The organism is Streptomyces sp. NPDC052687, from assembly GCF_040678395.1.
Taxonomy (GTDB): domain Bacteria; phylum Actinomycetota; class Actinomycetes; order Streptomycetales; family Streptomycetaceae; genus Streptomyces.
This window is the reverse complement of the sequence record NZ_JBFATR010000007.1, coordinates 171665-198596: the sequence shown is the minus strand read 5'-3', so window position 1 is coordinate 198596 and position 26932 is coordinate 171665. Positions and strand designations below refer to the sequence as shown.

Annotated in this window: 26 protein-coding genes and 1 tRNA gene; 8 read left to right on the top strand and 19 right to left on the bottom strand. The window is 71.9% G+C overall.

Annotation, left to right across the window (positions count from 1 at the left end; genetic code table 11):
* The 3 genes from AB0K92_RS10530 to AB0K92_RS10520 all read left to right on the top strand — a co-directional run.
* On the top strand, positions 1-1065 hold a 1065-nt coding region (locus AB0K92_RS10530), incomplete at its 5' end, for a PP2C family serine/threonine-protein phosphatase (RefSeq protein WP_365921356.1).
* 124 nt (positions 1066-1189) lie between these two features.
* Positions 1190-2536 (top strand): VWA domain-containing protein, encoded by a 1347-nt coding sequence (locus AB0K92_RS10525; protein ID WP_365921354.1) that lies wholly within the window; start codon positions 1190-1192, stop codon positions 2534-2536.
* Positions 2537-2618: 82 nt separating this feature from the next.
* The gene (locus AB0K92_RS10520) at positions 2619-4082 is read left to right on the top strand and encodes an FHA domain-containing protein (RefSeq protein WP_365921352.1); all 1464 of its coding nucleotides are present in this window, start codon (positions 2619-2621) and stop codon (positions 4080-4082) included.
* 95 nt (positions 4083-4177) lie between these two features.
* Here the strand turns inward: AB0K92_RS10520 and AB0K92_RS10515 are convergent, their stop codons facing one another.
* Positions 4178-5164 carry a methyltransferase domain-containing protein gene (locus AB0K92_RS10515; RefSeq protein WP_365921350.1) on the bottom strand — a complete coding sequence of 329 codons (987 nt, stop codon included), beginning with the start codon at positions 5162-5164 and terminating at the stop codon, positions 4178-4180.
* A 113-nt stretch (positions 5165-5277) separates the two neighbouring features.
* On the opposite strand from AB0K92_RS10515, the gene AB0K92_RS10510 reads away from it, so the two are divergent.
* Entirely contained in the window at positions 5278-5691 is a 414-nt protein-coding gene (locus AB0K92_RS10510; protein WP_165998671.1) for a globin, read from the top strand.
* A gap of 108 nt (positions 5692-5799) precedes the next feature.
* Here the strand turns inward: AB0K92_RS10510 and AB0K92_RS10505 are convergent, their stop codons facing one another.
* From AB0K92_RS10505 to ettA, 3 genes are read right to left on the bottom strand one after another with little or no spacing between them, the layout of a single operon-like run.
* Positions 5800-6495, bottom strand: coding sequence for a hypothetical protein (locus tag AB0K92_RS10505; protein ID WP_365921348.1), 696 nt, complete (start codon positions 6493-6495; stop codon positions 5800-5802).
* On the bottom strand, positions 6492-6908 hold the full coding sequence (locus tag AB0K92_RS10500) for a thioesterase family protein (RefSeq protein WP_365921346.1): 417 nt from the start codon (positions 6906-6908) through the stop codon (positions 6492-6494). The genes AB0K92_RS10505 and AB0K92_RS10500 overlap by 4 nt, the downstream gene beginning before the upstream one ends.
* A gap of 6 nt (positions 6909-6914) precedes the next feature.
* Positions 6915-8579 carry an energy-dependent translational throttle protein EttA gene (gene ettA / locus AB0K92_RS10495; protein WP_165998677.1) on the bottom strand — a complete coding sequence of 555 codons (1665 nt, stop codon included), beginning with the start codon at positions 8577-8579 and terminating at the stop codon, positions 6915-6917.
* A gap of 455 nt (positions 8580-9034) precedes the next feature.
* On the opposite strand from ettA, the gene AB0K92_RS10490 reads away from it, so the two are divergent.
* On the top strand, positions 9035-10246 hold the full coding sequence (locus tag AB0K92_RS10490) for an MFS transporter (protein ID WP_365921343.1): 1212 nt from the start codon (positions 9035-9037) through the stop codon (positions 10244-10246).
* A gap of 202 nt (positions 10247-10448) precedes the next feature.
* On the opposite strand, the gene AB0K92_RS10485 is transcribed toward AB0K92_RS10490, so the two are convergent.
* The 4 genes from AB0K92_RS10485 to AB0K92_RS10470 form a co-directional block, all read right to left on the bottom strand.
* A complete protein-coding gene (locus AB0K92_RS10485; RefSeq protein WP_365921341.1) occupies positions 10449-11864 on the bottom strand; it encodes a Cys-Gln thioester bond-forming surface protein in 1416 nt (471 codons plus the stop codon).
* Between the two features lie 261 nt (positions 11865-12125).
* The gene (locus AB0K92_RS10480) at positions 12126-12653 is read right to left on the bottom strand and encodes a single-stranded DNA-binding protein (RefSeq protein ID WP_365921340.1); all 528 of its coding nucleotides are present in this window, start codon (positions 12651-12653) and stop codon (positions 12126-12128) included.
* Between the two features lie 209 nt (positions 12654-12862).
* On the bottom strand, positions 12863-15079 hold the full coding sequence (locus tag AB0K92_RS10475; protein ID WP_365921338.1) for a YfjP family GTPase: 2217 nt from the start codon (positions 15077-15079) through the stop codon (positions 12863-12865).
* A gap of 3 nt (positions 15080-15082) precedes the next feature.
* Positions 15083-16690 (bottom strand): dynamin family protein, encoded by a 1608-nt coding sequence (locus tag AB0K92_RS10470; protein WP_365921336.1) that lies wholly within the window; start codon positions 16688-16690, stop codon positions 15083-15085.
* Positions 16691-17011: 321 nt separating this feature from the next.
* On the opposite strand from AB0K92_RS10470, the gene AB0K92_RS10465 reads away from it, so the two are divergent.
* Positions 17012-17087 (top strand) — tRNA-Arg (locus AB0K92_RS10465).
* A gap of 175 nt (positions 17088-17262) precedes the next feature.
* Here the strand turns inward: AB0K92_RS10465 and AB0K92_RS10460 are convergent.
* The 11 genes from AB0K92_RS10460 to AB0K92_RS10410 all read right to left on the bottom strand — a co-directional run bounded on the left by AB0K92_RS10460 (position 17263) and on the right by AB0K92_RS10410 (position 24659).
* On the bottom strand, positions 17263-18657 hold the full coding sequence (locus tag AB0K92_RS10460; RefSeq protein WP_365921334.1) for a site-specific integrase: 1395 nt from the start codon (positions 18655-18657) through the stop codon (positions 17263-17265).
* Complete coding sequence (locus AB0K92_RS10455) at positions 18657-18854, bottom strand: helix-turn-helix domain-containing protein (protein WP_365921332.1); 198 nt, start codon at positions 18852-18854, stop codon at positions 18657-18659. The genes AB0K92_RS10460 and AB0K92_RS10455 overlap by 1 nt, the downstream gene beginning before the upstream one ends.
* Positions 18851-20218: a replication initiator protein RepSA gene (gene repSA / locus AB0K92_RS10450; protein ID WP_365921330.1), complete on the bottom strand. Its 1368-nt coding sequence runs from the start codon at positions 20216-20218 to the stop codon at positions 18851-18853. The genes AB0K92_RS10455 and repSA overlap by 4 nt, the downstream gene beginning before the upstream one ends.
* A gap of 127 nt (positions 20219-20345) precedes the next feature.
* On the bottom strand, positions 20346-20657 hold the full coding sequence (locus AB0K92_RS10445) for a SpdD-like protein (RefSeq protein ID WP_365921328.1): 312 nt from the start codon (positions 20655-20657) through the stop codon (positions 20346-20348).
* A 20-nt stretch (positions 20658-20677) separates the two neighbouring features.
* Positions 20678-20833, bottom strand: coding sequence for a hypothetical protein (locus AB0K92_RS10440; protein WP_365921326.1), 156 nt, complete (start codon positions 20831-20833; stop codon positions 20678-20680).
* Between the two features lie 10 nt (positions 20834-20843).
* Positions 20844-21035, bottom strand: coding sequence for a mobile element transfer protein (locus AB0K92_RS10435; RefSeq protein ID WP_365921324.1), 192 nt, complete (start codon positions 21033-21035; stop codon positions 20844-20846).
* A gap of 1 nt (position 21036) precedes the next feature.
* Positions 21037-21231, bottom strand: coding sequence for a hypothetical protein (locus tag AB0K92_RS10430; protein ID WP_365921322.1), 195 nt, complete (start codon positions 21229-21231; stop codon positions 21037-21039).
* A 19-nt stretch (positions 21232-21250) separates the two neighbouring features.
* Positions 21251-21940: a DUF2637 domain-containing protein gene (locus AB0K92_RS10425; protein ID WP_365921320.1), complete on the bottom strand. Its 690-nt coding sequence runs from the start codon at positions 21938-21940 to the stop codon at positions 21251-21253.
* A gap of 83 nt (positions 21941-22023) precedes the next feature.
* Positions 22024-23379 carry an FtsK/SpoIIIE domain-containing protein gene (locus AB0K92_RS10420; protein WP_365921318.1) on the bottom strand — a complete coding sequence of 452 codons (1356 nt, stop codon included), beginning with the start codon at positions 23377-23379 and terminating at the stop codon, positions 22024-22026.
* A gap of 3 nt (positions 23380-23382) precedes the next feature.
* Positions 23383-23739, bottom strand: a complete 357-nt coding sequence (locus tag AB0K92_RS10415) for a hypothetical protein (protein WP_365921316.1) — start codon at positions 23737-23739, stop codon at positions 23383-23385.
* A gap of 140 nt (positions 23740-23879) precedes the next feature.
* The gene (locus tag AB0K92_RS10410) at positions 23880-24659 is read right to left on the bottom strand and encodes a GntR family transcriptional regulator (RefSeq protein ID WP_365921314.1); all 780 of its coding nucleotides are present in this window, start codon (positions 24657-24659) and stop codon (positions 23880-23882) included.
* Between the two features lie 18 nt (positions 24660-24677).
* On the opposite strand from AB0K92_RS10410, the gene AB0K92_RS10405 reads away from it, so the two are divergent.
* Positions 24678-25142 carry an NUDIX domain-containing protein gene (locus AB0K92_RS10405; RefSeq protein ID WP_365921312.1) on the top strand — a complete coding sequence of 155 codons (465 nt, stop codon included), beginning with the start codon at positions 24678-24680 and terminating at the stop codon, positions 25140-25142.
* Positions 25143-25653: 511 nt separating this feature from the next.
* Positions 25654-26856 (top strand): IS110 family transposase, encoded by a 1203-nt coding sequence (locus tag AB0K92_RS10400; protein WP_365921310.1) that lies wholly within the window; start codon positions 25654-25656, stop codon positions 26854-26856.
* Positions 26857-26932: the final 76 nt, after the last annotated feature.

The window sequence follows — 26932 nt, the reverse complement described above, 5'->3', positions numbered from 1 at the left end:
GGGCCCCCCCCCCCCGCGGCGCGCCACCCCCCCCACGCCCCCGCCGGTTCCGCCGCGCCCGCCGCGCCCGCCGTGCCCGACGAGTACCCGCTCCAGGCCCCGGACCCGCAGATCGCCGAAGGCGCCGCCGCCGCGCCGCCCGCCGGCCCCGCCCGGCTCTGCGTAGCCTGCCGGGCCGGCCGGGTCGACGACGACGGCTACTGCGAGAACTGCGGCCACGCCCAGCCCCGCGAACGCGACCACATGGAGGAGGAGTCCGGTCCCGTCGCCGCCGTCAGCGACCGCGGCCTGCGCCACCACCGCAACGAGGACGCGTTCGCCATCGGCACCACCGCACTGCCCGACGGGTCCCCCGCCGCCGTGGCGATCGTCTGCGACGGCGTGTCCTCGGCGACCCGCCCCGACGACGCCTCCCTCGCCGCGTCCCGCGCGGCGAGCGCCGCGCTGCTCGCCGCGCTGCCGCACGGCACCCACCCCCAGCAGGCCATGCACGAGGCGATCGTCGCCGCCTCGCAGGCGGTGAACGCCCTGGCCCACGAGCCCGCCACGGCCCGCGAGCACGCCCCGCACCAGAACGCCCCGGCGTGCACCCTGGTGGGCGCGGTGGTGACGAACGGTCTGCTGGTGGTCGGCTGGGTCGGCGACAGCCGCGCCTACTGGATCCCCCTGGACCGCACCGCGCCCGCGGCCCGCCTCACCGAGGACGACTCCTGGGCCGCGCAGATGGTCGCCGCGGGCCTGATGAACGAGGCCGAGGCGTACGCCGACGAGCGCGCCCACGCGATCACCGGCTGGCTCGGCGCGGACGCCTACGAACTGGAGCCGCACACCGCCTCGTTCAAGCCGGACCGCCCCGGTGTCGTGATCGTCTGCACGGACGGCCTGTGGAACTACGCGGAGGCCGCCGAGGAGATGGCCGGCGTCCTCCCGCCCGACGCCGCCGACCGGCCGCTGCACAGCGCCCGCGTCCTGGTCGGGCACGCGCTCGACGGCGGGGGCCACGACAACGTAACAGTGGCCGTCCTGCCGTTCCCGGCCCCGCCGCAGGGGGCAGGATCCGCCTGAGGCGTCGGGCGACACGGGGAAGCTTCGCGCGCGCGACGGGGAAGCCTCGCCGGACCGGAGGGGACCGGTCCGGCCACAGCCGTGACCCCGCTCCGGCGGGGCACCGAGGGGGAGTCGAGTACGCATGGCCAGATTGTCGAAGTCGAACGTGCCCCGGTTCTCGGTGGACGTGTACCAGAACGAGTACCTCCCGGAGGGCGGCCGGGAGGTCAACGCGATCGTCACGGTGACCGCGACCGGCGGCGGCACCCTCGGCAGCGCCGTCACCGCACCGCAGGTGTACGCGCCCGGCCGGGGCCCGTCCGCCGCCGTGGCGATCATGGTCGACTGCTCGGGGTCGATGGACTACCCGCCGGCCAAGATGCGCAACGCCCGGGACGCGACCGCCGCCGCGATCGACACCCTGCGCGACGGCGTGCACTTCGCGGTGATCGGCGGCACCCATGTGGCCAAGGAGGTCTATCCGGGCGGCGGACGGCTCGCGACCGCGAGCCCCACCACCCGTGAACAGGCCAAGCAGGCGCTGCGCAAGCTGAGCGCGAGCGGTGGCACCGCCATCGGCACCTGGCTGCGCCTCGCCGACCGGCTGCTGTCCTCCGCGGACGTGGCCATCCGCCACGGCATCCTGCTCACCGACGGCCGCAACGAACACGAGTCGCCGGAGGATCTGAAGGCCTCCCTGGACGCCTGCGCCGGACGTTTCACCTGTGACGCGCGCGGCGTCGGCACCGACTGGGAAGTGAAAGAAGTCACAGGGATCGCCTCGGCGCTGCTCGGCAGCGCCGACATCGTCGCCGATCCGGCCGCTCTCGCCGCCGACTTCACGCGGATGATGGAGACGGCGATGGGCAAGGAGGTCGCGGATGTCGCGCTGCGGCTGTGGACGCCGGTCGGCACGACCATCAAGTTCCTCAAACAGGTGGCGCCCACGGTCGAGGACCTGACCGGCCGCCGCACCGAGGCCGGCCCGCGCGCCGGCGACTACCCCACCGGTTCCTGGGGGGACGAGTCCCGTGATTACCACCTCTGCGTGGAGGTTCCCGCCGCGGACCTCGGCCGGGAGATGCTGGCGGCGCGGGTCTCGCTGGTGATCCCGCAGCCCGACGGCGGCGCGCACAACCTCGGCGCCCAGGGTCTCGTACGGGCCGTGTGGACCGACGACATGGCCGCGTCGACGTCGATCAACCCCCAGGTCGCCCACTACACCGGCCAGGCCGAACTCGCCCAGGTCATCCAGGAAGGGCTCGATCTGCGCAAATCCGGAGACATCGACGGAGCAACGGCCAAACTGGGGCGCGCCGTTCAGCTCGCCGGCGCCTCGGGGAACGCGGATACTGCGAAACTGCTTGCGAAGGTGGTGGACGTGGTCGACGCCGCGACAGGTACTGTGCGACTGAAGGCGAAGGTCGCGGAGGCCGACGAGATGACTCTCGAGACTCGGTCCACCAAGACTGTTCGTGTAAAGAAGTGACGTAAACAGGAACGAGCCTGACCCCTTGGGGTTGGAGAAATCCGGTCGAAGCGGCCGGAAAAGGAGAGGGGGAAGCGCCGACATGCCGACCTGCCCGAACGGACACCAGTCGGGTTCCGACGACTGGTGCGAGGTCTGCGGTCACCGCATGGCCGGAGCCGTGCCCCCGCCCCCGCCTCCTCCGCCGCCCGGCGGTGGCGGATACGGCTTCCCGCCGGCCGCGCCCGGCGCGGCCGGCCGGCCGGCCGCGGCGCCCAGCCCGCAGCCGGAGCTGTGCCCGCAGTGCCGCACGCCCCGCGAGGGCGGCGCGCCGTTCTGCGAGGAGTGCCGGTGGAACTTCCTGACCAACACCGCGACCTCGTACACCCCGCCCGCGCCGTCCGCCCCGCGCCCGCCGGCACCCGGCCCCGGCCAGGGCCCCGACCCGCGCTTCCAGCGGCCGCCCGGCCCGCCGTCGTACGGCGGCACGGACCAGTACGAGTACCAGGGCTCCCGCCCGTCACAGGTGAACCGTCCCGCGGAACCGATCCCTCCGGGCGGCCCCGGCTTCGGCGGTGAGCCGGGTGGCCCCGGCGGACACGCCGCTCCCGGCATGCCGCCCAGGCCCGGTGGACCTGGTGGTCCGGGTGGAGCCGGTGGACACGGTGGTCCTGGCGGCTTCCCCGGCCCCGGCGGTCCGGGTCAGCCCGGCGGCCCCTTCGGGGAGCGCCCCGGCGGCCCCTCCCCCGTGCCCGGCCAGGCGGGTCCGCCGCCCGGTTTCGGCGCGGACCCCTCGCGTTCGGTCCCTCCGCCGCCCGGCCCGCCCGGCGGCCCCGGTGGCCCCGGTGGCCCTGGCGGTCCCGGTGCGACGGGTGGCGCCCCGCAGGCCTTCCACCAGCCGGGCCCCGGCGGCCCCGGTGGTCCGGGCGGTCCGGGTGCCCCCGGCGGCCCGTCCTACGGCGGCGGTGACGACTGGGTGATCTCCCCGCCGTCCACCGGCCCCGGCGCACCCGGCGGCCCCCACGGCCACGGCGGGCCCCAGAGCCACGGCGGTCCCGGCGGCCCGGGTGGCCCCGCCCAGCCCGGCGGCGGCTACGGCTACCCGCACCCCGGCGCGAACCAGGCCCCGCCGCCGCCCGCACCGCCCGCCCCGCAGGGCCCGGTGACCTGGACGGCGACGATCGGCCCGGACCGCGAGTACTTCATGGCGATGATGCAGCGCTCCGGCCCCGAGGCCGCGGGCCTGAACCTGCCCGCGTACTCACCGGAGCAGCGGCGCACCCTCACCGGCAACCAGGTCACCATCGGCCGCCGCCGCCACTCCACCGGCGACACCCCCGACATCGACCTGTCGGTGCCGCCGGAGGACCCGGGTGTCTCGCACCAGCACGCGGTGCTGGTCCAGCAGCCGGACGGCAGCTGGGCGATCGTCGACCAGAACTCGACCAACGGCACCACGGTCAACGGCGCCGAGGAGCCGATCCAGCCGTTCGTGCCGGTGCCGCTCCAGGACGGCGACCGGGTGCACGTGGGCGCCTGGACGACGATCACCATCCGCCGCGGCTGACCGCCGGGGCGGACCGCCGGACCGGACTGCCGGACCGGACTGCCGGACCGGACTGCCGGACCGGACTGCCGGACCGGACTGCCGGACCGGACGGCTCATCCCGGAAGGGGCCAGGCATACGGCCCCTCCGGGTCGTCCAGCCACGCCCACTCCCCCTCGCCGGTGACCGTGATGCCGTAGCGGTCGCGGCGCGGCCGGCCCTCGCGCTCCCACAGCGCGTACGCCTCCTGCGGGTCGAGGCTGCCGCGGGTCAGCGCGAACAGGAACCGGAACAGGTCGTCCTCGCGGCCCCGGCGCGGCACGGCACCCAGCCCCGCCGGCTCGGCGTCGCTCGGGCCGGCGCCGCGCAGCGGCACGAAGTAGGCCGGGGAGTCCAGGAACCGGCCCTCGGCCTGCCCGCCGGCGCCGGCCGTCAGCAGCACCAGGCCGGTGGCGAGGGGGGTGAGGATCCGGCCGCCGGGGCGGCACTGGGCGAGCCAGGCGCGCGGGATCGTGGGCAGCGCGCAGGTGGCGATGATCCGGTCGAACGGCGCCCGCTGCGGCACTCCGCGCGCGCCGTCCCCGGTGAGGACCACGGGGTGGTAGCCGGCGGCGTCCAGATGCCGCCGCGCGGACTCGGTGATCTCCGGGTCCACATCGATGGTGGTGACGAGATCGTCGTCGCCGAGCCGGTGCGCGAGCAGGGCCGCGTTGTAGCCGCTGCCGGCGCCGATCTCCAGCACCCGGTCGCCGTCCTCGACCCCGAGCGCGGCCAGCATCAGCGCCATGAGGGAGGGCTGGCTGCTGGAGGAGAGCAACTGGCCGTCGCGCAGCCGGGTGGCCAGCGGCTCGTCGGCGTACGCGCCCTTCATCCAGCGCTCCCGCGCCCGCGGGTCGGGGTGTTCGCCCCAGCGACGTTCGTATCCACCGAGGACGCCGACGTAGTAGTACGGCACGAACAGGTGCCGCGGCACCGCGGCGAACGCCTCCCGCCACACCGGGTCCGCGGCCCAGGCGCCGCTCGCCTCGATCTCCCGCACCAGCGCGGCCCGCGCGGAGACGGCGAGTTCTTCCAGGTCCTTGTCGAGAGCGTGGGCACCCATACGTCCACTGTGCTGCGCATCACAGCCAGAGGCGAGCACCCCAGGTGGGGAGGGAGCGGGGGGTCCGCGGGCGGGTCCTAGGCCTTCCGTCCTCGGTCACGGTGTCTGAGAGCATGGAGGGCGTGAGAGAGATTCGGCGTGGCACGCTTCAGGAGCAGACCTTCTACGAGCAGGTCGGCGGGGAGGAGACCTTCCGTCGGCTCGTCCACCGTTTCTACGAGGGAGTCGCCGAGGACCCGATCCTGCGGCCGATGTATCCCGAGGAGGACCTGGGCCCCGCGGAGGAGCGGCTCGCGCTCTTCCTGATGCAGTACTGGGGCGGTCCGACGACGTACAGCGAGAACCGCGGCCACCCGCGGCTGCGGATGCGCCACGCCCCGTTCACGGTCGACCGCGCGGCGCACGACGCGTGGCTGAAGCACATGCGGGTCGCCGTGGAGGAGCTCGGCCTGTCCGAGGAGCACGAGCACACGCTGTGGAACTACCTGACGTACGCGGCGGCGTCGATGGTGAACACCCCGGGCTGAGCCCGCGCCGGAACAGCCGGAGCGCCGGAGGAGCCGGAAGCGCCGGAGGAGCCGGAAGCGCCGGAAGAGACGAGAAGGGCGGCAGGGACCCTGTGTCCCCGGCCGCCCTCAGCTCGTCGAGCGGACGCTGACGCCCAGCAGTCCCAGCCCCTCCGGCCGGGACCGGCGTACGGCGATCGACCCGTAGGGCGTGCGCAGCCGCAGCCAGGGCCCGGAGGCCAGCAGCGCCGGCTCCTCGGCGCCGGGCACGGGCCGCAGGAAGCCCAGCGACTGGGCGGCGTGCACGGCCCGCACGGGCAGCCCGGTGGTGCCGACGGTCCGGGACCAGATCTCCCGGCCGATCCGGTCCAGCTCGGCCCGCGTCCGCGCCTCGGGCGCCAGTTCCGCGGTGCGGGAGCGGAACTCGGCGACCCCGGCGGCGACCATCGCGCGCAGCGCGTCCGTCGCCGGCAGTCCGGGCTCCGGCCGCCAGCCGCCGCGCGGCGGCAGCACCCCGGCCCACGGCGGCCCGGTCACCGCGCCGGGCACGGCGGCCGTGGCCGCCTTCTCGTCCACGGACTCGAGCAGTTCGCCCGCGGAGACGGTCACGTCCAGGGTGACGTCCAGCCCGTTCTCGTACGGCTTGGCGAGCCGTACGGCGCGGATCGCCAGCACCTCGAAGGACGGCGGCCGTCCGAAGACGGCGAGCGCGGTGCCCGCCGCCTGGAGGCGCACCGCGGCTCCACGGTCGTAGTGGAGCAGCCGGGAGAGGAAGGCGGCGAGGTCCGCCGCCTCCCTCTCGTCGGCGAGGTGCAGCTCCGTCATGCCGCGCCGGCTCCCCGCTCGGCGGCGTCGTCCATGTACTCCTTGAGGAACGCGCGTTCCTCGTCGGTGATCCGGCGGGGCCGCTGCCGTTCGAAGTCGAACGGCACGATGACGGTCGACGCCCGGACGTAGATCTGGTCGCCGTCCTTCACCTCGTAGGCGATGGTGAAGGAGGCGGCCCGGATCTCGGTGACCCACAGCTCGATGGTCACCGGCTCGTGCCGGTGGACGAGCTGCCGCTTGTAGTCGATCTCGTGGCGCGCCACCACGGACCCCTGCTGGAAGTCCTTCTCCGGGCGGAAGAGGAAGTCGATACGGGCTTCCTCCAGGTAGCGCAGGAACACCACGTTGTTGACGTGGCCGTACGCGTCCATGTCCGCCCAGCGCAGCGGGCAGCGGTAGATGTGCCGCAAGACCGATCAGCCCCGGGTCAGCTTCTTGTAGGTGGCCCGGTGCGGACGCGCGGCGTCCGGACCCAGCCGCTCGATCTTGTTCTTCTCGTACGACTCGAAGTTGCCCTCGAACCAGAACCACTTGGAGTCACCCTCGTAGGCGAGGATGTGCGTGGCGACGCGGTCCAGGAACCACCGGTCGTGGGAGACGACCACGGCGCAGCCGGGGAACTCCAGCAGCGCGTTCTCCAGGCTGCTGAGCGTCTCGACGTCGAGGTCGTTGGTCGGCTCGTCGAGGAGCAGCAGGTTGCCGCCCTGCTTCAGGGTCAGCGCCAGGTTCAGGCGGTTGCGCTCACCACCGGAGAGCACCCCGGCCGGCTTCTGCTGGTCCGGCCCCTTGAAGCCGAAGGCGGACACGTACGCCCGGCTCGGCATCTCGACCTGGCCGACGTTGATGTAGTCGAGGCCGTCGGAGACGACCTCCCACAGCGTCTTCTTCGGGTCGATGTTCTCGCGGCTCTGGTCGACGTACGAGATCTTGACGGTGTCGCCGACCTTGATCGAACCGGAGTCCGGCGTCTCCAGGCCCTGGATCATCTTGAACAGGGTGGTCTTGCCGGCGCCGTTCGGGCCGATGACACCGACGATGCCGTTGCGCGGCAGCGTGAAGGAGAGGTCGTCGATCAGGACCTTCTCACCGAAGGCCTTGTTGAGCTTCTCGACCTCGACGACGATGTTGCCCAGCCGCGGGCCCGGCGGGATCTGGATCTCCTCGAAGTCCAGCTTCCGCATCTTCTCGGCCTCGGCGGCCATCTCCTCGTAGCGGGCCAGACGCGCCTTGGACTTGGCCTGCCGCCCCTTGGCGTTGGAGCGGACCCACTCCAGCTCCTCCTTGAGGCGCTTGGCGCGCTTGGCGTCCTTCTGGCCCTCGACCTTCAGACGGGTCTGCTTGGTCTCCAGGTACGTGGAGTAGTTGCCCTCGTACGGGTAGGCGCGGCCGCGGTCGAGCTCGAGGATCCACTCGGCGACGTTGTCCAGGAAGTACCGGTCGTGGGTGATCGCGACGACGGTGCCCGGGTACTTGGCCAGGTGCTGCTCCAGCCAGTTCACCGACTCGGCGTCGAGGTGGTTGGTGGGCTCGTCGAGGAGCAGCAGGTCGGGCTGCTCCAGCAGCAGCTTGCACAGCGCGACGCGGCGCCTCTCACCACCGGAGAGGTTGGTGACGGGCCAGTCGGCCGGCGGGCAGCCGAGGGCGTCCATGGCCTGCTCCAGCTGGGCGTCGAGGTCCCACGCGTTGGCGTGGTCCAGCTCCTCCTGGAGCTTGCCCATCTCGTCGAGCAGCGCGTCCGAGTAGTCGGTGGCCATCAGCTCGGCGATCTCGTTGAACCGGTCGAGCTTGCCCTTGATCTCGGCGACACCCTCCTGGACGTTCTCCAGGACGGTCTTCTCCTCGTTCAGCGGGGGCTCCTGGAGCAGGATGCCGACGCTGTAGCCGGGCGAGAGGAAGGCGTCACCGTTGGACGGCTGCTCCAGCCCCGCCATGATCTTCAGCACGGTCGACTTACCGGCACCGTTCGGGCCGACGACGCCGATCTTCGCCCCGGGGAGGAAGTTCAGGGTGACGTCGTCGAGGATCACCTTGTCGCCGTGCGCCTTGCGCGCCTTGCGCATGGTGTAAATGAACTCAGCCAAGAGAAACCGTCCGGCAGCTTGAATCTGGCAGTGGGCAGATACACCCCATCTTGCCTGACGGCTACCCCCTGGGGGAAACCCGTATGGTGGGGGGCGTCTGACCTGGGGTTTCACTGAACGTGCGCGCACCTGAACGGGAGAAGCGCGTGATCGTTGATCACGGCGTACTCGTACCCGCGTACGTCCCGCACGGGCTCCCCGAGTCCCCGTGCCGTCTCGACCAGGCTCTCGCGCACCACCCCCGGCGAGGTCGACGCCGTGGGACGCCGTAGGGACTGCGCCTTTTCAGTCCCACAGCGAGGTGCGCGGCCTGAGCCCTCGCGTCGGCCGTTGTCAGCCGGAATGCGACATCACCCGTGAAGGGCAAGGGTGCAGTCGCAGATCTGCCAGCCACCTCTCGGTGAGGCCTGCTGCGCTGATCACGGAACGCGCTGCCTTTCACAGGACGGAACGCCATGCCGGCAACCACCACAGCTTCTGTCAGCGGCGAACTCTTACCCCCTCGCTCTCCGCTGATGGGATGGCCGGCCGTCGTATCGGTGATGCTGGGGATCTTCGCCATCGTCACCACAGAGATCCTGCCGATCGGGCTGCTGACCTCGATCGGATCCAGTTTCACCGTCTCGGACGGGACGGCCGGACTGATGACCATGCCGGGCTTTCTGGCGGCGATCGCCGCTCCCCTGGTCACCGTGGCCACGGCACGCTTCGACCGCCGGCTGATGCTGTGCGTCTTCATGCTCTTGCCGGCACTGGCGAACTTTCTTGCCGCCGCGGCACCCGACTACTGGCTCGTACTGACTTCCCGGATCATGGTCGGGATCACGATCGGCGGCTTCTGGTCGATCGGAGCCGGGTTGGCGGAACGACTGGTGCCGCCGGCCTCGGTCGGCAGGGCAACTGCTGTGATCTTCTCTGCCGTCCCGCTGGGATCCGTCCTCGGTGTGCCGGCGGGCACCCTCATCGGAGATCTCGCTGGATGGCGAACGGCCTTCACCGTCATGGGAGCTCTGACGGTCGGCGTACTGATCATGCTGCTGTTCTTCGTCCCGCCGCTTCCTCCGGTGCAGACCACGCGGCTGGGCGTCCTGGGCGGCATGCTGCGCAACGTCAACACGCACTTCGCACTCCTGCTGACGTTCCTTGTTGTACTGGCTCACTTCGGCGCCTACACCTACGTGACACCATTCCTGGAACAGGTCACCCACGCCAGCGGTGGTCTGATCACTGCGTTCCTGTTGCTCTACGGCGCGGCCGGCATCCTCGGCAGCTTCCTGGGCGGCGCCTGGGTGGCCCGGTATCCGCGGGGCGTCTTCGGGCTCGCGGCCGCCCTGATCGCCACGGCGACTCTCCTGCTTCCAGCGTTGGGCCGTTGGGAGACCGGCGCAGTGATGCTGCTGATCCTGTGGGGCATCGCGTACGGCGCCGTACCAGTCGCGTCGCAGACATGGTTCTCCAAGGCGGCACCGCACGCCCCGGAAGCGGCATCGGTCCTGTTCACAGCTTCTTTTCAGGCAACCATCTCGATTGGTGCCCTCGCAGGGGGAGTCATCCTGGACCGCACCTCTTTGTCCACGGTCATGCTGCTGGGCGGTTGCACCGCAGTGCTCATGGTCCTGGCGGTAGGGACACGCCTCGCCGGGCCAGACTGCAACGAGCGGTCCTGAGCACACAGAGATCTGCTCACAGAAGCTTCTGTCCCACCGCCAAGGGCTTTCACTGTCACCCGGCCAGTAAGCCCGGCCGCCGCCGGGCGGGCCAATGTCACCCTCAGGCGCGGGCGCGTCCCTGTACCGCCATGACCGGCCGTGCCCACGCGTGCCGGTCCCGTCCGACCAGTGGCGGACGAGGCCCCTCGGGCCTCTCCCGTCAGTCCTGAGCCTTGCGCTTGCGGACCAGCACCAGTGCCGCCCCGCCGATCACCACCAGGCCGATGGCCACGCCGCCGATCAGCGGTGTGGTGCCGGAGCTGCCGGTCGCGGCGAGGTTGACGTCCTCCGTGGGGGCGCCGGCCGTGGCGGGGGTGGGATCGGTGAGGGTCTGGGTGGAGACGCTGGCGTCCTCGGACTCGGCGGCCTGGGTGCGGCAGTCGAGGACGCCGGTGAAGCGGTGTTCGAGGCCGGCGGGGCCGGTGATCGTGAAGTCGTAGGCCTGGTCCTCCTGGAGGGGCACCGTCACCGTGCGGGTCTCGCCCGCGGCGATGGTGTGTTCCATGCCCATCAGCTCGAAGGTGAACGGCGCGTCGCCCGTGTTCACGGCCGTGATGTCGACGCCGCCCTCGGCGCAGTTCTCCGCCGCGGAGAGGGCCGGTATGGCGCCGGCCTCCGCCCAGGTCGCGGTGGCCGTCGCGGAGACGGTCGACTCGCTTGAACCGGCCAGGATCTGCGTCTGGCTGCGGCTTTCGGAGGCGAAGGCGCGGCCCACCGGCACGGTGGTGGAGGCCTGCACGGTCAGCTCGGTCGAGCCGTCCGCCGCGTCCGCGGGCACGTCGAAGAACAACTGGGTGCCGTCCTGCGCCGCGGTCACCGGCTTGCCGTCCTTCCCGACGACCCGTACGCCACTGGTGGCGGCGTCGGCCGGCGGGGTCACCCGGACGCTGTCCGCGTTGGTGTTCACCGTGACCGGGCCGAGCAGCGCACCGGGGCGGCCCGAGAGCGCGGGCGGGTCGAGGGTGAGGGAGGCCTCGGGCTCCGCCGTGCCGCGGGCGCTGTCCTCCAGGTAGTCCGCGAGCTTCTCGGCCTGCGGGTCGACCGCCTCGACGTCCACACCGTCCGAGTAGCGCCAGATCGCGACCTGGGTGCCCGCCGCGGCGTCCTGCTCGCTGAGGCCGCCGCTCACACCGGCCTTGCGCGCGAGCGCCGCCAGGTCGTTGACCTGCGGGTAGGAGTTCTGCAGGATCCAGCGGATACGGCCCGCGTCCTCGTTTGCGCCGAGCGACGTGCCGCTCCACGGCGTCTCGTGGTACTTGGCGTCCTTCTGCGTGGGGTTGTGGATGTCGACGCAGTAGGTCTGCAGGGTGCCGCCGCCCTCGACGGACATCTCGAACAGCCCCGCCGACAGCTCCTGATCGCCCGCGTCGCTGTGCACCACGGCGGCGCCGTACGTCTTCAGGCCGCCGATGGTGGCGGTCGCGCCGCCCTGGGCCCGGCCCGCCGTCTCGTCGGCCGCGGCCCGCCCGGCGGCGGCCGTCAGGGTCGCCACGGTCAGTCCGGACACCAGCGTCGCGGCGGCGATACCGGCCGCCCCTCGCCCGCACACGGACCGTGCGGAGAACGAAGCAAACACAGAATTCCCCTTCGAGCAGGACCGGTTGACGTGGGGGCGCGGTCCCGCCAGCAGAGTGGTCAAGCCCCAGGAGCCACGTCCGGCATCCTAGGTAGGCGCGCGTACCGCCTTTCCCGGTGATCCCTTCAGAGCGGTGATCCGACTCGTAATCGTTATCGCGCGGACCGGCGTGAGCTGGGCTTATCGACAAATCCACCGGTCCTTTCCGGCGCATTCGTCGACAAGCCCGCACTTCAGGTCAGGCTCGGGCGTTGCCTGACATTACGTCACCAGTGCTGGCTCGGCTAGGCGTTGGTCGTCGGGTGCGTCCGCAGGGGGCGAATCATCCGTCGGCGTCTCCCAGTTGGGCTCCGGGCGCGGTGACGAGGAGGTCGTTTCCCCCGCCGTATCGGCCGGCCCCGCCGTTCCCGTCGTCCCCGCCGCTCCCTCCGCACGCCCCGTGCGGCGGAACGCCGCCGTGCCCCGTGCCAGATCGTGGCCGATCGCCACGGCGTCGATGTCCGCCCAGGTGCGGCTCTGTCCCTCCCGCATGTCGGTGCGCACCTTGAGCCGGCCCTGCACCACCACCGGCTCCCCCAGGTTCAGCGAGGACATCACGTTCGTGGCGAGCTGGCGGTTGGCCCACACCGTGAAGAAGTTGGTGTGGCCGTCCGTCCACGTGTTCTTCTCACGGTCCAGATAGCGCGCGGTCACCGCCAGCCGGAACCGTGCCGACGCCCCCGTCGGCGTCTCCCGGTAGACCGGCTGGGTCGCCACGTTCCCGACCGCGCAGATGATCGTCTCGTTCATCGTCAGCCCCTCCCTCGTACGGGCCCTCCCGTACGGCGGCGTCGTCTGGTCCGGCGACCGCGTCCGTCGCGATCGCCGCGCACCCAGACTGCCCGCCTTCCGCCGAGCCCGCCGCGGCCTGTGGACCCACCCCCAGGATGTGGAAAACCCCGCCACCCACACGGGTGACGGGGTATGCCCCTGCCCCCACACACAACCCCCCACAACCCCTACGGCGCCCCCGCCCCGATGACCCTCCCGTACTGCTCCCGCACCTCCCGGTACCGGAGCAGCTCCGCCGCCACCGGATCCAGCACCCGGGCCCGCCCGCACCCGGCGGCCGCCTCCCGCAACCGCCGTTCCGCCTCCATCCCGTACCGCCGGGCAGGCCCCCTCGCCGCCAGCCGGCAGCTCCACTCCACCAGCGGCCCGCCGATGATCCCGGCCACCATCAGCAGCACCGGCACCCCGAGGTTCGGTGACATGACCCCGACGATCTGCCCGACCAGCCACAACCCGCCGATGACCTGGAGGATCGTCATGGACGCTTGCGCGAGCACCGCCACCGGCCACCAGCCGGGCCGCGGCGGACGCCCCCCGGGCAGTGCGGCCCGCGCCGTCAGCTGGTCCAGCGCCTCGGGCAGTCCCTGCGCGCCCCGTACGGCCGCCTCCCGCACCGCCTGCGCCCAGGGCGCGGGCAACCCGGCCGCCGCGCGGTCGGCCACCGTCCGCACCGCCTGCTCGACCCGCTGCCGCGCGGTGGCCTCCTCGTCGGCCTGCGCCCGGACCGGGATACGGCCCGTGGACGGTTCCCGCCGGTCGTGGCACCACCGCCACAGCCGCAGCCACGGCGTGCCGCACGCGCGGTTGGCGTTGCGCAGCCAGGCCCGCTCGGCGGCCTCCCCGGCGGCGGTGGCGCCGACCGCGTCGGCGAGCCGCGCGGAGAACTCGTCCCGCGCCGCCTCGCTGAGCCCGGCGCGCCGGCCGGTGGCGTAGACGGGCCGCAGCCGCCACGCGGCGGCGTCCAGGTCGGCGGCGATACGCCGCGCGGGGGCGGCGCGCTCGGCGACGAACTGGCCGAGCGCCTCGCGCAGTTCGCCGACGCCGTCCCCGGTGAGCGCGGACAGCGCCAGCACGGTCGCGCCGGGCTCGCCGTACTCCCCGAGGGCGATGCCGTCCTCGTCGAGCAGCCGCCGCAGGTCGTCGAGGACCTGCTCGGCGGCCTCGCCGGGCAGCCGGTCGATCTGGTTCAGGACGACGAACATGATCTCGGCGTGCCCGGCCATGGGCCGCAGATAGCGCTCGTGCAGCACGGCGTCGGCGTACTTCTCCGGGTCCACGACCCAGATCACCGCGTCGACCAGGGCGAGCACCCGGTCCGCCTGCTCGCGGTGGCGCACGGCCGCCGAGTCCAGGTCGGGCAGGTCCACCAGGACCAGCCCGCGCAGCTGCCCGTCGACGTCCGCGTGCTGTGCGGGGCGGCGGCGCAGCCGGGGCGGGATGCCCAGCCGGTCGATGAGGGGCGCCGCCCCGTCGCTCCAGCTGCACGCGATGGGCGATGACGTGGTGGGGCGCCGTACGCCGGTCTCCGAGATGGTCACTCCGGCGAGCGCGTTGAACAGTTGTGACTTGCCGCTGCCGGTCGCGCCCGCGAGGGCGACGACGGTGTGCTGCCCGGACAGCCGGCGCCGCGCGGCCGCCTCGTCGAGCACGCGGCCCGCCTCGGCGAGCGTCCGGCTGTCGAGCCGGGTCCGGGAGAGCCCCACGAGTTCCCGCAGCGCGTCCAGCCGTGACCGCAGCCGCCCGTCGAACACCGGCGTGGGCGGCTCGCTCTGCGCCCCGCCCAGCCCGCCGATGCGGGTCTCGGACGAGGTGACCGGCTCCGCCGTGACGGCCCCTTCGGTGACCCGCCGCGCGATCAGCCCGTCGTCCCAGGCGATCCCGGACTCCGGACGGCCGGTACGAGGCCCAGGGGCACCGCCGCCCTTCCCACGCGCGCCGCCCTTCCCCGCGCCGCCATTCCCCTCTCGGTCCTCCCCTCCGCCGTCCTTCCCACCGGCGACCTTTTCCCCTCCACGCGCGTCACCCGTCATGCCGCCCGTCCCGCTCCCCTTCGCACCGCGCCCCTCCACATCGCCCTCCACGCGGGAGCCGCCCTTCCCATCGCCCTCCACACAGGAGGTGCCTTTCCCGTCGTCCTCCACGCGGGAGGCGCCCTTCTCCTCACTCTCCGCGCGCACACCTGCCTCCCCTGGCTTCCCGCCCTCGCCGGCCTCCCCCTCCTCCGGAACGCGTCGCTCGACGTGACCGCGGTGACCGGAGTGAGACGAGTGACTGGAGTGTTCAGAACGACTGGAATGACCGGAGCGACCCATGCGACCGTCGCGATCCGGGCGACCGCCCTGATCAGCGTGCTCGGTGTGGTCCTGGTCCGTGACGGCGGTCACCGGTCACCTCTCCTTCTGCAGTACGGACAGCGCGGCGATGAGCTCGGCCTGCGGCTCGGGGTGGACGTCGAGGGCGTCGAGCGGGGCGAGACGGCGTTCACGCTCGGCGTGGATCACGCGGTCCAGGTACTCGGCGAGCAGCCGCCCGCCCCGGTCCCGCAGCCGCAGCGCCCCGTGCGCGCCGATCCGCTCGGCCAGCCCCTCGCCCGCCGACCGGGCCCGGCGGCCGCCGAGCAGCGCGGTGGCGACGAGGGCGGCGACCACCTCAGGGTCGGGTGCGGGGGTGCGGTCGAGCTCGCGCACCTCCTCCTCGGCGTACTCCTCCAGCTCCCGCCGCCACCGCCGTACGGCCATCCCGATCCGGTGTTCGGCGCTGTCCGGCCCGGTGTCGGGGTCGGCGAGTTCGGGGGCGCCCGCGGCGGGTTCGCGCCGCCAGGCGTCGTCGACACGCTCGTCGGCGGCGGTGACGGCGCACAGCAGCAGGTCGCCGAGGCTGTCCACGAGCGCGTCCAGCAGTTCCCCGGCGGTGCAGTCGAGTGGGAAGGCCCGCCACCGCTTGAGGGCGTTCCCGGCGAGCACGGCCCCCGACTGGAGTCGGCTGCGCACGCGCGCGTGCTCGCTGTCGTAGGCGGTGTCGACGGCGGAGGTGAGCCGCAGGGCGGCGGCGTACTGGGCGGCGGCGGCACTGGCCAGCTCGGGCATCCGGGACTTCAGGGAGTCGAGGACGCCGTACGCGGTGCGGGCCATGGCGTGCTGGCGGGCGGCGGGGTCCTGGGCCTGGTGGACGAGCCAGGTGCGCAGCGGCGCGACGGCGGTGGCGGGCAGCAGTCCGCCGCCCCAGGCGGATTCGGGCAGCTCGGGCACGGTGAACCTGGGCACGTCGCCGAGGCCGGCCTTGGTGAGCAGGGCGCCGTACCGCCGGGAGACCTCGGAGACCACCTGGTGGGGCACCCGGTCGAGCACGGTGACCAGCGTCACCTGGTACTCCTTGGCGGTGCGCAGCAGATGCCAGGGGACGGCGTCGGCGTAGCGGGCCGCCGTGGTGACCATGACCCAGATGTCGGCGGCGCAGAGCAGCTCGGCGGCGAGGACGCGGTTGTCGGCGACGAGGGAGTCGATGTCGGGCGCGTCGAGCAGGGCGAGGCCGGGCGGCAGGGTCTCGGCGGTCTCGATGCGCAGCACGCGCGCGGGGTTCTCGCCGGGGAGCAGCAGGTCGTCACTCGCCTCCTGCTGGGGCACCCACACGCGCGTGAGGTCGGGCAGCACCCGCATCCCGCTGAACCAGTGATGGTCCTCCGGGTGGCAGACCAGCACCGGTGTCCGTGTCGTCGGCCGCAGCACACCCGCCTCGCTGACCCGCCGCCCCACGAGCGAGTTGACGAGCGTCGACTTCCCGGCCCCGGTGGATCCCCCTACGACGGCGAGCAGCGGTGCTTCCGGCTGTCTCAACCGGGGCACCAAGTAGTCGTCGAGCTGGGCGAGCAGTTCGTCGCGGTTGGCACGCGCGCGTGGGGCCCCCGCCAGGGGCAGCGGGAAGCGTGCGGCGGCGACGCGGTCGCGCAGCGCGGAGAGTGCGTCGAGCAGCTGAGGCCGTACGTCCAAGGTCACCACATGCGAAGAATGCCCAATTTTATGGGATTTCTGAAGCATATGAGCATGTCTGCGCGCCGACAGGACACAAGGGACGGAAGGGACGACCGGGACAGGACGGCAGCGCAGGCATAACGAGTGCACAACACCCGGTGCGCGAGGCGTCAAAAGCGCTGCACGATTCGTACCTGCCTGCGATTATCAGGACCGCTTCACCGAACCTCCACATCGAGCCACGGAGGCGAAGCAACAGGGTCAAGGATCCGGGAGCCCTATCCTTGTCCCCGGCAACGTCACGGATCAGCCCACACCCGGGCACCACGACAGAGGCCACCACACCCGGCCCCCGTAGCTCAGTGGATAGAGCAGGCGCCTTCTAAGCGCTTGGCCGCAGGTTCGAGTCCTGCCGGGGGCGCCAGTCTCCGCCCTCCCCGATGGGAGGGCTTTCTGCTGTTCAGAGCAGGTGCCGACCGACACGACGAAGCCCCGGACGCCCTGTCGATGATCAAGGGCGGAATCCGGGGCTGTACGGCTGTCGCCGGGTTTTGGCGGGTGGCCGTGTCGAATACGTGTCGAGGTTTTCGGCCGGACGATCAGCCGGCGCCCGGAACCTCCGGGAGATCACCCGCGGCTTCGAGCCGCCGCTTCAGGTCCGGCAACTGCCCGTCGATGCAGCGGGCGTAGGTGGCCAGGAGGACGGCCACGCTGTTTCCGGCCCACTCCGCCACCTGCGCGGGTGGGATCCCGTCGTTCAGCCACTTCGTCAACCGCGTGTTCCGGTTGTCGTACACGCGCCGCCCGGTGGGCGACTCGTAGACGTGAGGGGGCAGTACGGCCTTACGCGCGCTGCGCCACGCCCGACGGATGACGGACCCGGCGAGAATGCCGCCCGACTCGCCCTGGAACAGCAGATCACCCGGCTGGAGCTGCTCGTCCTCGATGTGCTGGCGCAGGATGCGCGTCAGGGCCGGATGCCCCGGCACAGTGCGGGTCTCGCCCTCCGCGCGGCCCTTCAGGTCGCGTTGCTCATGGATCTCCCCCGTGTCGGTCCACTGCTTTCCGACCTCGGGGGTCGCCGTGTGGATCAGCAGCTCGCACCACTGATCTTCGGCGTCAGGCTCCGGCAGCGTCACATCCTCCACGCGCATGGCCACGGCTTCCTCAGGGCGTGGGCCGCAGTAGTAGAGCGTGGCGAAGAAGGCGTGCAGCCGCTTGCCGCCGCGCGGCCGGCGCCGTATCCAGTCGAGGATCGCCGCCGCCTGCTCGGGGTTCATCAGGGACCGCTTGTCCACGGCGTTCGTGGTCTTCGTGGCGGCCGTCGACTCCTTCCCCTTGGGAAGGGGGTTGGCCCTCAGGATGCGCCGCCGGATCGCGTACTTCATGGCGACGTTGAGGATCCGACGGTTGCGCTTGCGGGACCAGGCCGCCGCCTGCTTGCCGTCGAGGCGGGTGTCGATGGCGCGAAGGACTTGGTCGACCATCTCCGGGTCCTCCCAAGCGGAGACAGGCAAGGAGTTCCGCTCGACCCATCGAAGGATGGCCACCACGTCCGGAGGCGCGTCCGGGCGTCGGTTGGTGTTGAACGCCCATTCGCGCAGAGCGGTGCGTACGGCTGCCGGTGCGAACTGGGTGGGCTTGGCCCGTAACAGTGCGATGGTTGTCGCGGTCAGGGTCTTGGCGATGTTCTTGCGGCTGTGGCCGCCGAGTTGAGGCCAACGGGCGTCCACGTATTCGACGGCGAACTTGTACCAGCTCATGGCAGCGGCCTTGGAGCGATGGGACACCGGAAGACCGGTGGCGATGACGAAAGCCTCGCCCTTGCTCGTGGCCCGGATGAGTTCGGAGCGGAAGCCTTCGGCGAGCGCAACCGTGTCGAAGGGTTCACGCCAGCGCTTCCCCGCGACCACCCAGCGCACTGTGTACGTGTTCTTCCGGGCGCCCTTGTAGGTGAGGATCTTGTAGACCTTGACGTCGTACGTCGTCTCCATCAGGCGGCGTCCTCACGGTCGTAGAGCCAGTCTTCGAGGTCGCTCCGCCGGATCCGGAGGTCGCCGTTCGGGAGCTTGATGCAGCGCGGTGCACGGCGTTTGGCCCGCCAGTCGTAGAAAGTCGAGCGCGAGATGGCCAGTTCCTCGCAGACCTCCGCGAGGGTGAGCATGCTGCGTGACCGGACGGTCGTGGTCATTCCGTGCTCCCTTCGGTGAGGAGGGCTTCGCGGGCGGTGTCGCGGTTGGTCAGGAGATCCCGGGCGATGGTTGCGGCGAGGGCGGCCTCGCCCGGCGTGTGGCCGTGGCCGGCGTATTGCCAGTCCGCGAGGACCAGGCCGGTGTCCGGCTCGCGGTCGGCGAGGCCGAGGGCGGTGGCTTCCTGGGCGGCGCGGTAGTCGGCGCGTTCCTGGCGGAGGGCGCCGAGGGTGGTGGAGTAGGTGCGCGACTTGGACGAGAAGTGCCCGCGGAACCCGAGCATGTGCGCCCAGGCCCAGAGGCGCCGGTCCGGGTAGAGGCCGTCCAGGTCGCGGCACGCCGTGATGAGGCGACGGGTGTGGTCGGGAACGCCGTGGCGGTCGAGTTCGGCGAGTTCGCCGATGCGGCGGTCCAGGGTGCCGGTGTTCTCGGCGGCCTTGGTGGCGTACTTGGCCACGTACGAGGCGACGGCCTGTTCGGTGATGTCGGAACCGTCGCCGAAGGCCTTGACCGGGCGGACGTCGAGTTGCCGGCCCCAGCGGAAGGTCCGGGTCGGCTGATCACCGACGGCCGGGACGGAGACCGACGTGTACGAATGCGCGGCGGCGGCACGCAGCGCATCCGTGAGGAGGTCGACCGTGGCCCAGGCGGGCGGGCGTGTTCCGGGCCCCTCTGGCCCGTCGAGGCGTACGACGGCGTGGAAGTGCAGGGCCCCGCGCTTCTGGAATTCGGCGACCTTGCCGTACGAGACGCGAAGGTGATCGGCGAGCTCCCGGCGGGTCAGACCGGCGCGGGCGGCGAGTTCGCGGCGGAGCCGCGTGGTGAAGCGCTGCCAGAGCTGCCCGGCGTGGTTGTTGAACAGCACGGCGCCCGCGTAGTCGTACGTCGCCGGGTCGAGGGCGGTGCCCAGCTCCGGGGCGTCGGGCGCGTGCGGGGTGCCGCAGCGGCAGGTGCCGTGATCGGGCCGGTTGTGGACCGGGCCGAACGACGGGGCCGTGAGGGTGACGAAGACGCGCGGGTGATCCCGGACGGTGGCGGGGACGTCACGGCGGTCATCTCCGGCGAGGCCAGCGCGGATCAGGTGGTAGGTGTCCCCCGCGTAGGTCCAGGCGCAGGCGGGGCAGCGGGACGCGCGGCGGTTCCCGCAGGCGAGGCGGAGCCGTCCACCCGGCTCGTTCGCGGTGGAGTAGTGGTGCAGGGTCTCACCGGTGGTCCTGTCCTTCTGGAGGGTCCAGCCGGTGAGGTGGATGGGATCGGAGCAGCCGCCGGTGCGGCGGATCTGGTCCTCCCAGCGTGCGTAGTCGGAGGCCGAGGCCACTCGGAGCACGTCTCCGAGGGTGATCGGATCGAGCAGTGTGTCTGGCATGGGCGCGCTCGGTATCGCGGATGAGGCGCGGTGGGCCATGCTGGGTGTTCCTTCCGGTTGCGAGAACGGACAGGGACGGCGCCCGGGCGGCGGATGCTTGGCGGTATCGAGGCCGCCCGGGGGCCGGTCAGCGTCGCTTCGCCTCGGCGGCGAGCAGCGAGCGCAGGACGACGGCGCAGACGGCGACCGAGACGGCGGTGACGGCGACCGCGAGGAGCATGGAGACCAGGACGGCTCCGACGACCAAGACCACGGCAGTGCCGCCGCCGACCAGGGCGAGCGCGGTGCCGGGGGTGAGCTGGACCGTGGACCGGGCCGGGACGACGGGTGCCGGCGGCGGGGCCGGGGTGCCCGGGGTGACGGCGGTCGGCTCGATGACCGCGGGCGGGGTGACAGTGCCGGTGGGCTGCGGCATGGTCGGGAGCTTGGGCCGGAACATGACGGATCTCCTTTCTCGGGTTACTTCACGGCGGTGTCGATGACCGGGGCGAGAAGGCTGTCGGCGAGGAGGTAGCCGCCCAGGAGGAGTACGGCGACGAGCCACCAGGGCGGGCGGATGAGCTTGACGCCGAGCCAGCCCACAACGATCAGGGCGAGCCAGAGAGGGACGTCCACGGGTGGCCTCCTAGCGGACCTTGCAGCGGTGAGTGCGGGCGGCGAGCTGGGCGGCGGACCGGCTGGAGTAGTCGGCGGACCAGCCGCAGCCGTCGTTGCTGCACACGGCGGCGTGCTTGGTCTGGCCGTAGCGGTTGCGGTGGGTGCCGATCTGCACCGGGCCGATCCGCATCACGGAGTGGAAGAAGTCGCGGGCGGGCATGTCAGTGGGTCTCCTCTCGGGTGGTGGTCGGGTCGGGGAAGGCGGCGCGGATGCCGGCGGCGGTGGCCGGGTCGGTGGTGCGACGGGCGGCTTCCTCGGCGAGCAGGTGGGCGAGGTAGGGCCGGTCGGCGGCGGTCATCTCGGCGGCGGCGTCGAGGTGGTCGGCGGCGGTCAGGTCGGCCGGGTCACAGGTCAAGACGTGTCTCCCGTCGGGGTCAGGTGAGCTGGGCGGCGATGGCGTCGGCCAGGTGCGGCGGGACGCCGAGGCGGGCGCGCAGGGTGTCGGTGTCGATCCGGGCACCGGTCCGTTGCTCGTGGTCGGCGGCGACCTTGCGGGCGTGGTCGACCAGCGCGGCCGGGACCGGCACCGCCGGAGAAGCCGAGGATGGTTCGGCGGTGGGCGGGGCCGGTGGTTCCTCGGGTGCCGGGGCCGCAGCGGGGCCGGGCACTGGGTCCGGCTCGACGACGGCCGGTTCGGGCTCCGCCTCGGGCACGGGGTCCGGGTCGGGGGTGGCGAGTGCCGGCACCTCCGAACCCCGGCGGGTGGGTGTGTGGGCGAGGAGGGTGCCGCCCATGAAGGCCAGGGCGGGCCAGGCGGCGACGAGGATGCGCAGCCAGGCCGGGACGTCGCCGAGGTCGAGGAGTCCGGCGGTAGCGACGTTGGCGCCGAGCGAGGCGACCAGGGCGATCAGGAACCAGCACCAGGCCAGCCGGGACGGCCCCTCGGTGCGCAGTCGACGCCAGGCGGCGACCAGCAGCAGGTCCACCGAGACCGGGTACGCCCAGGCCTTCCAGCCGTCCTGTCCGGCAGCGGCGGCCAGGTCGTGCAGGTGGGCGAAGGACAGCGCCCCGGCGATGACGGCCTGGACGAGCACGGCGTCGATACGGAAGGTGGGGCGGCCCATCACGGCTCCTTCCTGTGAGCAGGCATGGCGGGGGTAGGGACCTGGCGCGAAGGCGGTCACGCCGGCCGAGAGGGCGGGTGAGGTCAGGCCGTGGCAGGGTCCGTCTTGGACAGCGGCGACCGGGCCGACGGCAGCGCGGCGAGCGCGGGCCGGAAGGGGGCGAGGGCGGGCAGGTCGGGGGTGCGATCGGCGTACTTGTTGCAGAGGTTCACGGCCTGGCGCAGCGAGGTGTGCGGGGCGCGGATGCGGTGCCAGCCGCCGGAGGAGTCCCCGGCGATGGCCAGCCCGCGGATCTCGGCGGGAATCTGGATCGCGGCCAGGACTGCGTCCGGGGCAATGTCGCCGAAGGCCATGTTGGCGGAGGTTTCGTCGTTGACGCGGTGGGCGGTGCGGCCGGTGAGCTGGGCGCGGAGCATGGTGATGCCCTTGCCGAGTTCGGAGCCGAAGCGCTGCCCGCAGATTTCCAGGTAGATGCCGGCCGCGCGGCCGAGCTGAGCGAGGCGGACCAGGGCGGTGATGATCCGGTCCCGCCGCTTCTCCTCCTCCTTGGTGGCGTACAGGGCGAGTTCGGCGACCTCGTCGACCAGGACCACCACCGGTACCGGTCGCAGGTCCTCGGGCAGGTCCCAGATGTCGGCGGCGATCTCCGCATCCGGCACCGCGACGCTGATGCGCTGTTCGGCCCGGATCAGCTGGTAGACCTCCTCCATGTGCGCCACGAGCGCTTCCAGGAGCTCAAGGGCGGTGTCCGGGTTGTCGGCGAGCGCGGAGAACCGCCGGGCCAGCGGGAACAGCTCCACGCCCTGCTTGCAGTCGATGCCGACCAGGGCCACGTGCTGCGGGGCGAGCCCGGCGACGAGGTTGCGCTGGTAGACGGACTTGCCGGACTCCGTCGCGCCCAGCGTCAGGCCGTGCGGGACGGCACGGTAGTCGCGGTAGTGCACCGAGCCGTCCTCCCGCAGCGCGACCGGGACGCGCATCGGGCGAGTGTCGAGGCGGGCGGGCATCTGCACCCGCTTGAGCACGTCGTAGCCGGTCATCCGCACCTCGACCACGCCCGAGCGCAGCTCCCGGGAGGTCACGCCGTACATCCCGAAGGAGTGACGCAGCCGGTCCGAGGCCGCGGCCACGTCGAAGGCGTCTTGGCCCGGCCGGAGCTTGAGCCTGAGCACCAGGCCGGTGCGGGTGGGCCGCAGCCGCAGGATGCGTGGCGGGCGCGATTCCGGCGTCGGACGGTTGGTCATCCGGGCCAGCGCCAGGCGCCAGCGGGAGGGCGGGACCGCCAGGCCGCAGGCGTCCATGACCGAGGCGTAGCGGATCAGGACCCGCAGGACGGCGAGGGTGACTCCGAAGGTCAGCCAGTACCAGGCGGGGCGCCGCCACCGCAGGAGCCCCGCTGCGGCGACGACCACCAGGAGTAAGACCGTCGGCCACGTCATGGCTCAGGCCGCCTTCGAGGCCGAACCCGCAGCGGCCAGTGAAGTCACCGCGACCGCGCGGAAGGCGATCCCGTGCCGCCTCTGGCCGTTGAACTCGTTCTCCCACGGGCGGGCGATCAACCCCGTGAGCGCGACCGGGGTTCCCATGGTCAGCTCCTCGGAGACGCCGGTCTCGGGGACGGTGAGGGACAGGATCTCCACCTCGTTGTTGGCCGCGAACATCACGTCCACGGTCATCAGCTTCGCGCCGGTCTCGGCGTCCAGGGCGATCTCGCCGGTCCGACGGTCCTTCACCTTGGGCTGCGGGGCCTTGGCGACCATCACGACGGCGTTGGAGGTGTCGACGGGGATCTGACGCATGACAGAACACTCCTCTACAGATGTAGGGCTCCTTCACTCATGTACATGAGTGACATAAAGAAGAGTGCGGCACTCCTATACATGAGTCAACCCGCCGCGGCTCAGAAGTCGCGACGGGCTGAGGGCGAGTTGAGGTCGGGTCAGTCGGCGGCGGGGATGCGGTACTCGAAAACGAACTGGTCAGCAGCCATGAGCGTGTCGCAGACCTCGACCACGCGACCCTCGGTCGTGCGAGCCTCACGGATCAGATGGACCACCGCGGCGCCGGGACTGAGCGCGAGCTCCGACGCCTCCGCCTTGGAGGCCGGCCGCGCCTGGAGCGTCTCGACGAACTCCGCGAACTCGTGTCCGTGGTCTTCGAGTCGGGCGTAGATGCCACCGCCACCGGGGTTCTCGGCGAACAGCTCCGGAATCTCCTTCACCACGTCCCACGGGAGATAGGAAGTGGCGGTCTCCACCGGGGTGCCGTTGCGGAAGTAGAGGCGACGCCGGGCGAGGACCTGAGCGCCGACGTCGACGCCCAGCCGTCGAGCAGCATCTTCGGGAGCCTCCATGGGCCCGACGTACAGGACGCTGACCTTGGCGGTGGCTCCGGACTGTGCCGACTCGGCGAGGTAGGCGGCCTTGCCGCCACGCCGGTGCGAGCGGCGGAAGCGGTCGGAGGAACGGTGCCGCACCGGCGGCCGGTCCTTCACGATCGAGCCCTTGCCGTGCCGGGTCTCGACCAGTCCGCTCGCGCGTACTTCGACCATGGCCTTGCGGATCGTGCCGCCCGACACTCCGTAGCGCTCGACCAGCTCGGATTCGCTCGGCACCATGTCACCGGGCTTGAGGACACCGGCCCGGATCTGCTGCACGATCTCATCGGCGATCTGCACGTACCGAGGTACGGACCTCTCACCTCCTGCTGCGGTTCCCATCGTCCTTCTCCGCCTCCTATGCTCCTGTACATGAGTGAATCACAAGGAGCAACGTCCGTACCGCTGCACTCGGTCTCCGTAGCCGGAGTGGTGGTGCGTGAAGACGGGCGGCTCCTGGCGATTCGCCGCGCTGACAACGGCACCTGGGAGCTCCCCGGCGGAGTGCTCGAACTCCACGAAACCCCCGAAGCCGGCGTCGCCCGCGAGGTCCTGGAGGAAACAGGCATCCACGTCGAGGTCGACGAGCTGACCGGCGTCTACAAGAACACGACGCGAGGCATCGTGGCCCTGGTCTTCCGCTGCAAGCCATCCGGCGGCGCTGAGCGCACGTCGAGCGAGTCGACAGCCGTCGAGTGGCTCACCCCCGACGAGGTCAGCGAGCGCATGACCGAGGTTTTCGCCATCAGGCTCTTGGACGCCCTGGACGGCAACGGCCCCCACGTACGAAGCCACGACGGGAAGCGGCTCATCCCAGCGGGATAAGACTTTCTCTACTTCATCAAGGCGGCTCGCTCCGCTCCCCGCGCGCGGCCCGGCCCCCGGCCGGGCCTGCGCTCCTGTCTCCGCCCCGCTCCAGCCCGGCCGGCGCCCGTGCCGCGCGCAAAGCAATCCGCCGCTTTCCGTAGAAGGGGTAAGTCGCGGCTGGGGCGGTCGGCTCCACAGCTTTAGGCAGCCACTTTGGCGCGAGCCTCGAAGATCATGGCCCCAACGTCGTGCTTTACCGGGCAGGTCCACAGACTGCCCGACGCGCCGGAAGCTTACGGGGCCATGATCACTCGCGCCAAAGCAGCTCCGTAAGTTGTTCGGTGGCCCGGGAGGGCCGGATGTGGCTTCAAAGCAGCTTGCCGACCGTGGCTCGGCTGGAGTGGCCGTCCGGCTCTCCGGGGCGCCCTGGTCGCTGATTGAAATACGCGGAACGCGTCGCTGTTTACGGAGCTGACGACGGGGTGTCCTACGGGCCCGACGGCAGGAAACTCGGCTGCGGGAGGGACGCGTGAGCAAACAGCGGGCCCGGATATGGGTCGGTATCGACGCAGGCAAGGGCCATCACTGGGCCGCAGCGGTCGACGAGACCGGCACGACCCTGTGGTCGAAAAAGATCGAAAATGACGAGTCGGCGATCCTGACAGCACTCGGCGAGATCCTGGACCTGGCCGATGGGGTGCACTGGGCGGTGGACATCTCCAGCAGGTCCTCCGCCCTGCTACTGGCGCTGCTGGCAGCCCACGGCCAGAGGGCCGTCTACGTGCCCGGCCGCACCGTCAACCGCATGGCCGGCGCCTACCGGGGCGAGGCCAAAACGGACGCCCGCGACGCCTATGTCATCGCCGAAACCGCCCGCCACAGCCGGGACTTCACCCCCCTCGACGTCCCCGCCCAGCTGGCCGCCGACCTCGCGCTCCTGACCGCCCACCGCACCGACCTGATCACCGACCGGGTGCGAACGGTCAACCGGCTCCGCGACGTGCTCACCGGCATGTTCCCCGCCCTGGAGCGAGCCTTCGACTACTCGGCCCGCAAGGGCGCACTGATCCTGCTGACCGGCTACCAAACCCCGGCCGCCCTGCGCCGACGCGGCCTGGCCCGCCTGACGGCCTGGCTGGCCAACCGAGGTGTCCGCGACGCGGACAACGTGGCCGCCACAGCCATGGAAGCCGCCCAGGCCCAGCAGACCGCACTGCCCGGCGAGGACACCGCCGCACAGATCGTCGCCGATCTGGCCACTCAGATCCTGGCCCTGGACGACCGGCTCAAGCGCATCGACCGGCAGATCCGCGACACCTTCCGCACCCACCCGCAGGCCGAGATCATCGAATCGCTGCCCGGCATGGGCCCCATCCTCGGAGCCGAGTTCGTCGTCGCCGCGGGCGACATGACCGCCTACGCCGACGCCGGCCACCTCGCCTCAGCCGCCGGACTGGTCCCCGTCCCCCGCGATTCCGGCCGCCGCACCGGCAACCTGCACCGCCCCAAGCGCTACAGCCGCCGCCTGCGCAGAGTCTTCTACCCCTCCGCGCAGACCAGCATCGTCCGCGACGGCCCCAACCGGGAGTATTACCTCAAGAAACGCGGCGAGGGCTGCAAACACGTCCAAGCCGTCATCGCCCTCGCACGACGCCGCACCAGTGTGTTGTGGGCCCTCCTACGCGACGACCGGGCCTTCACCCCCACACCGCCCATCACGCAGACAGCTTGAGCATGGCCACAAAGCCGGCAGCATGGCCGAGGCCGGCGGGGCTACAGCGAGACACACGCGCACCTTATCGGTCGAC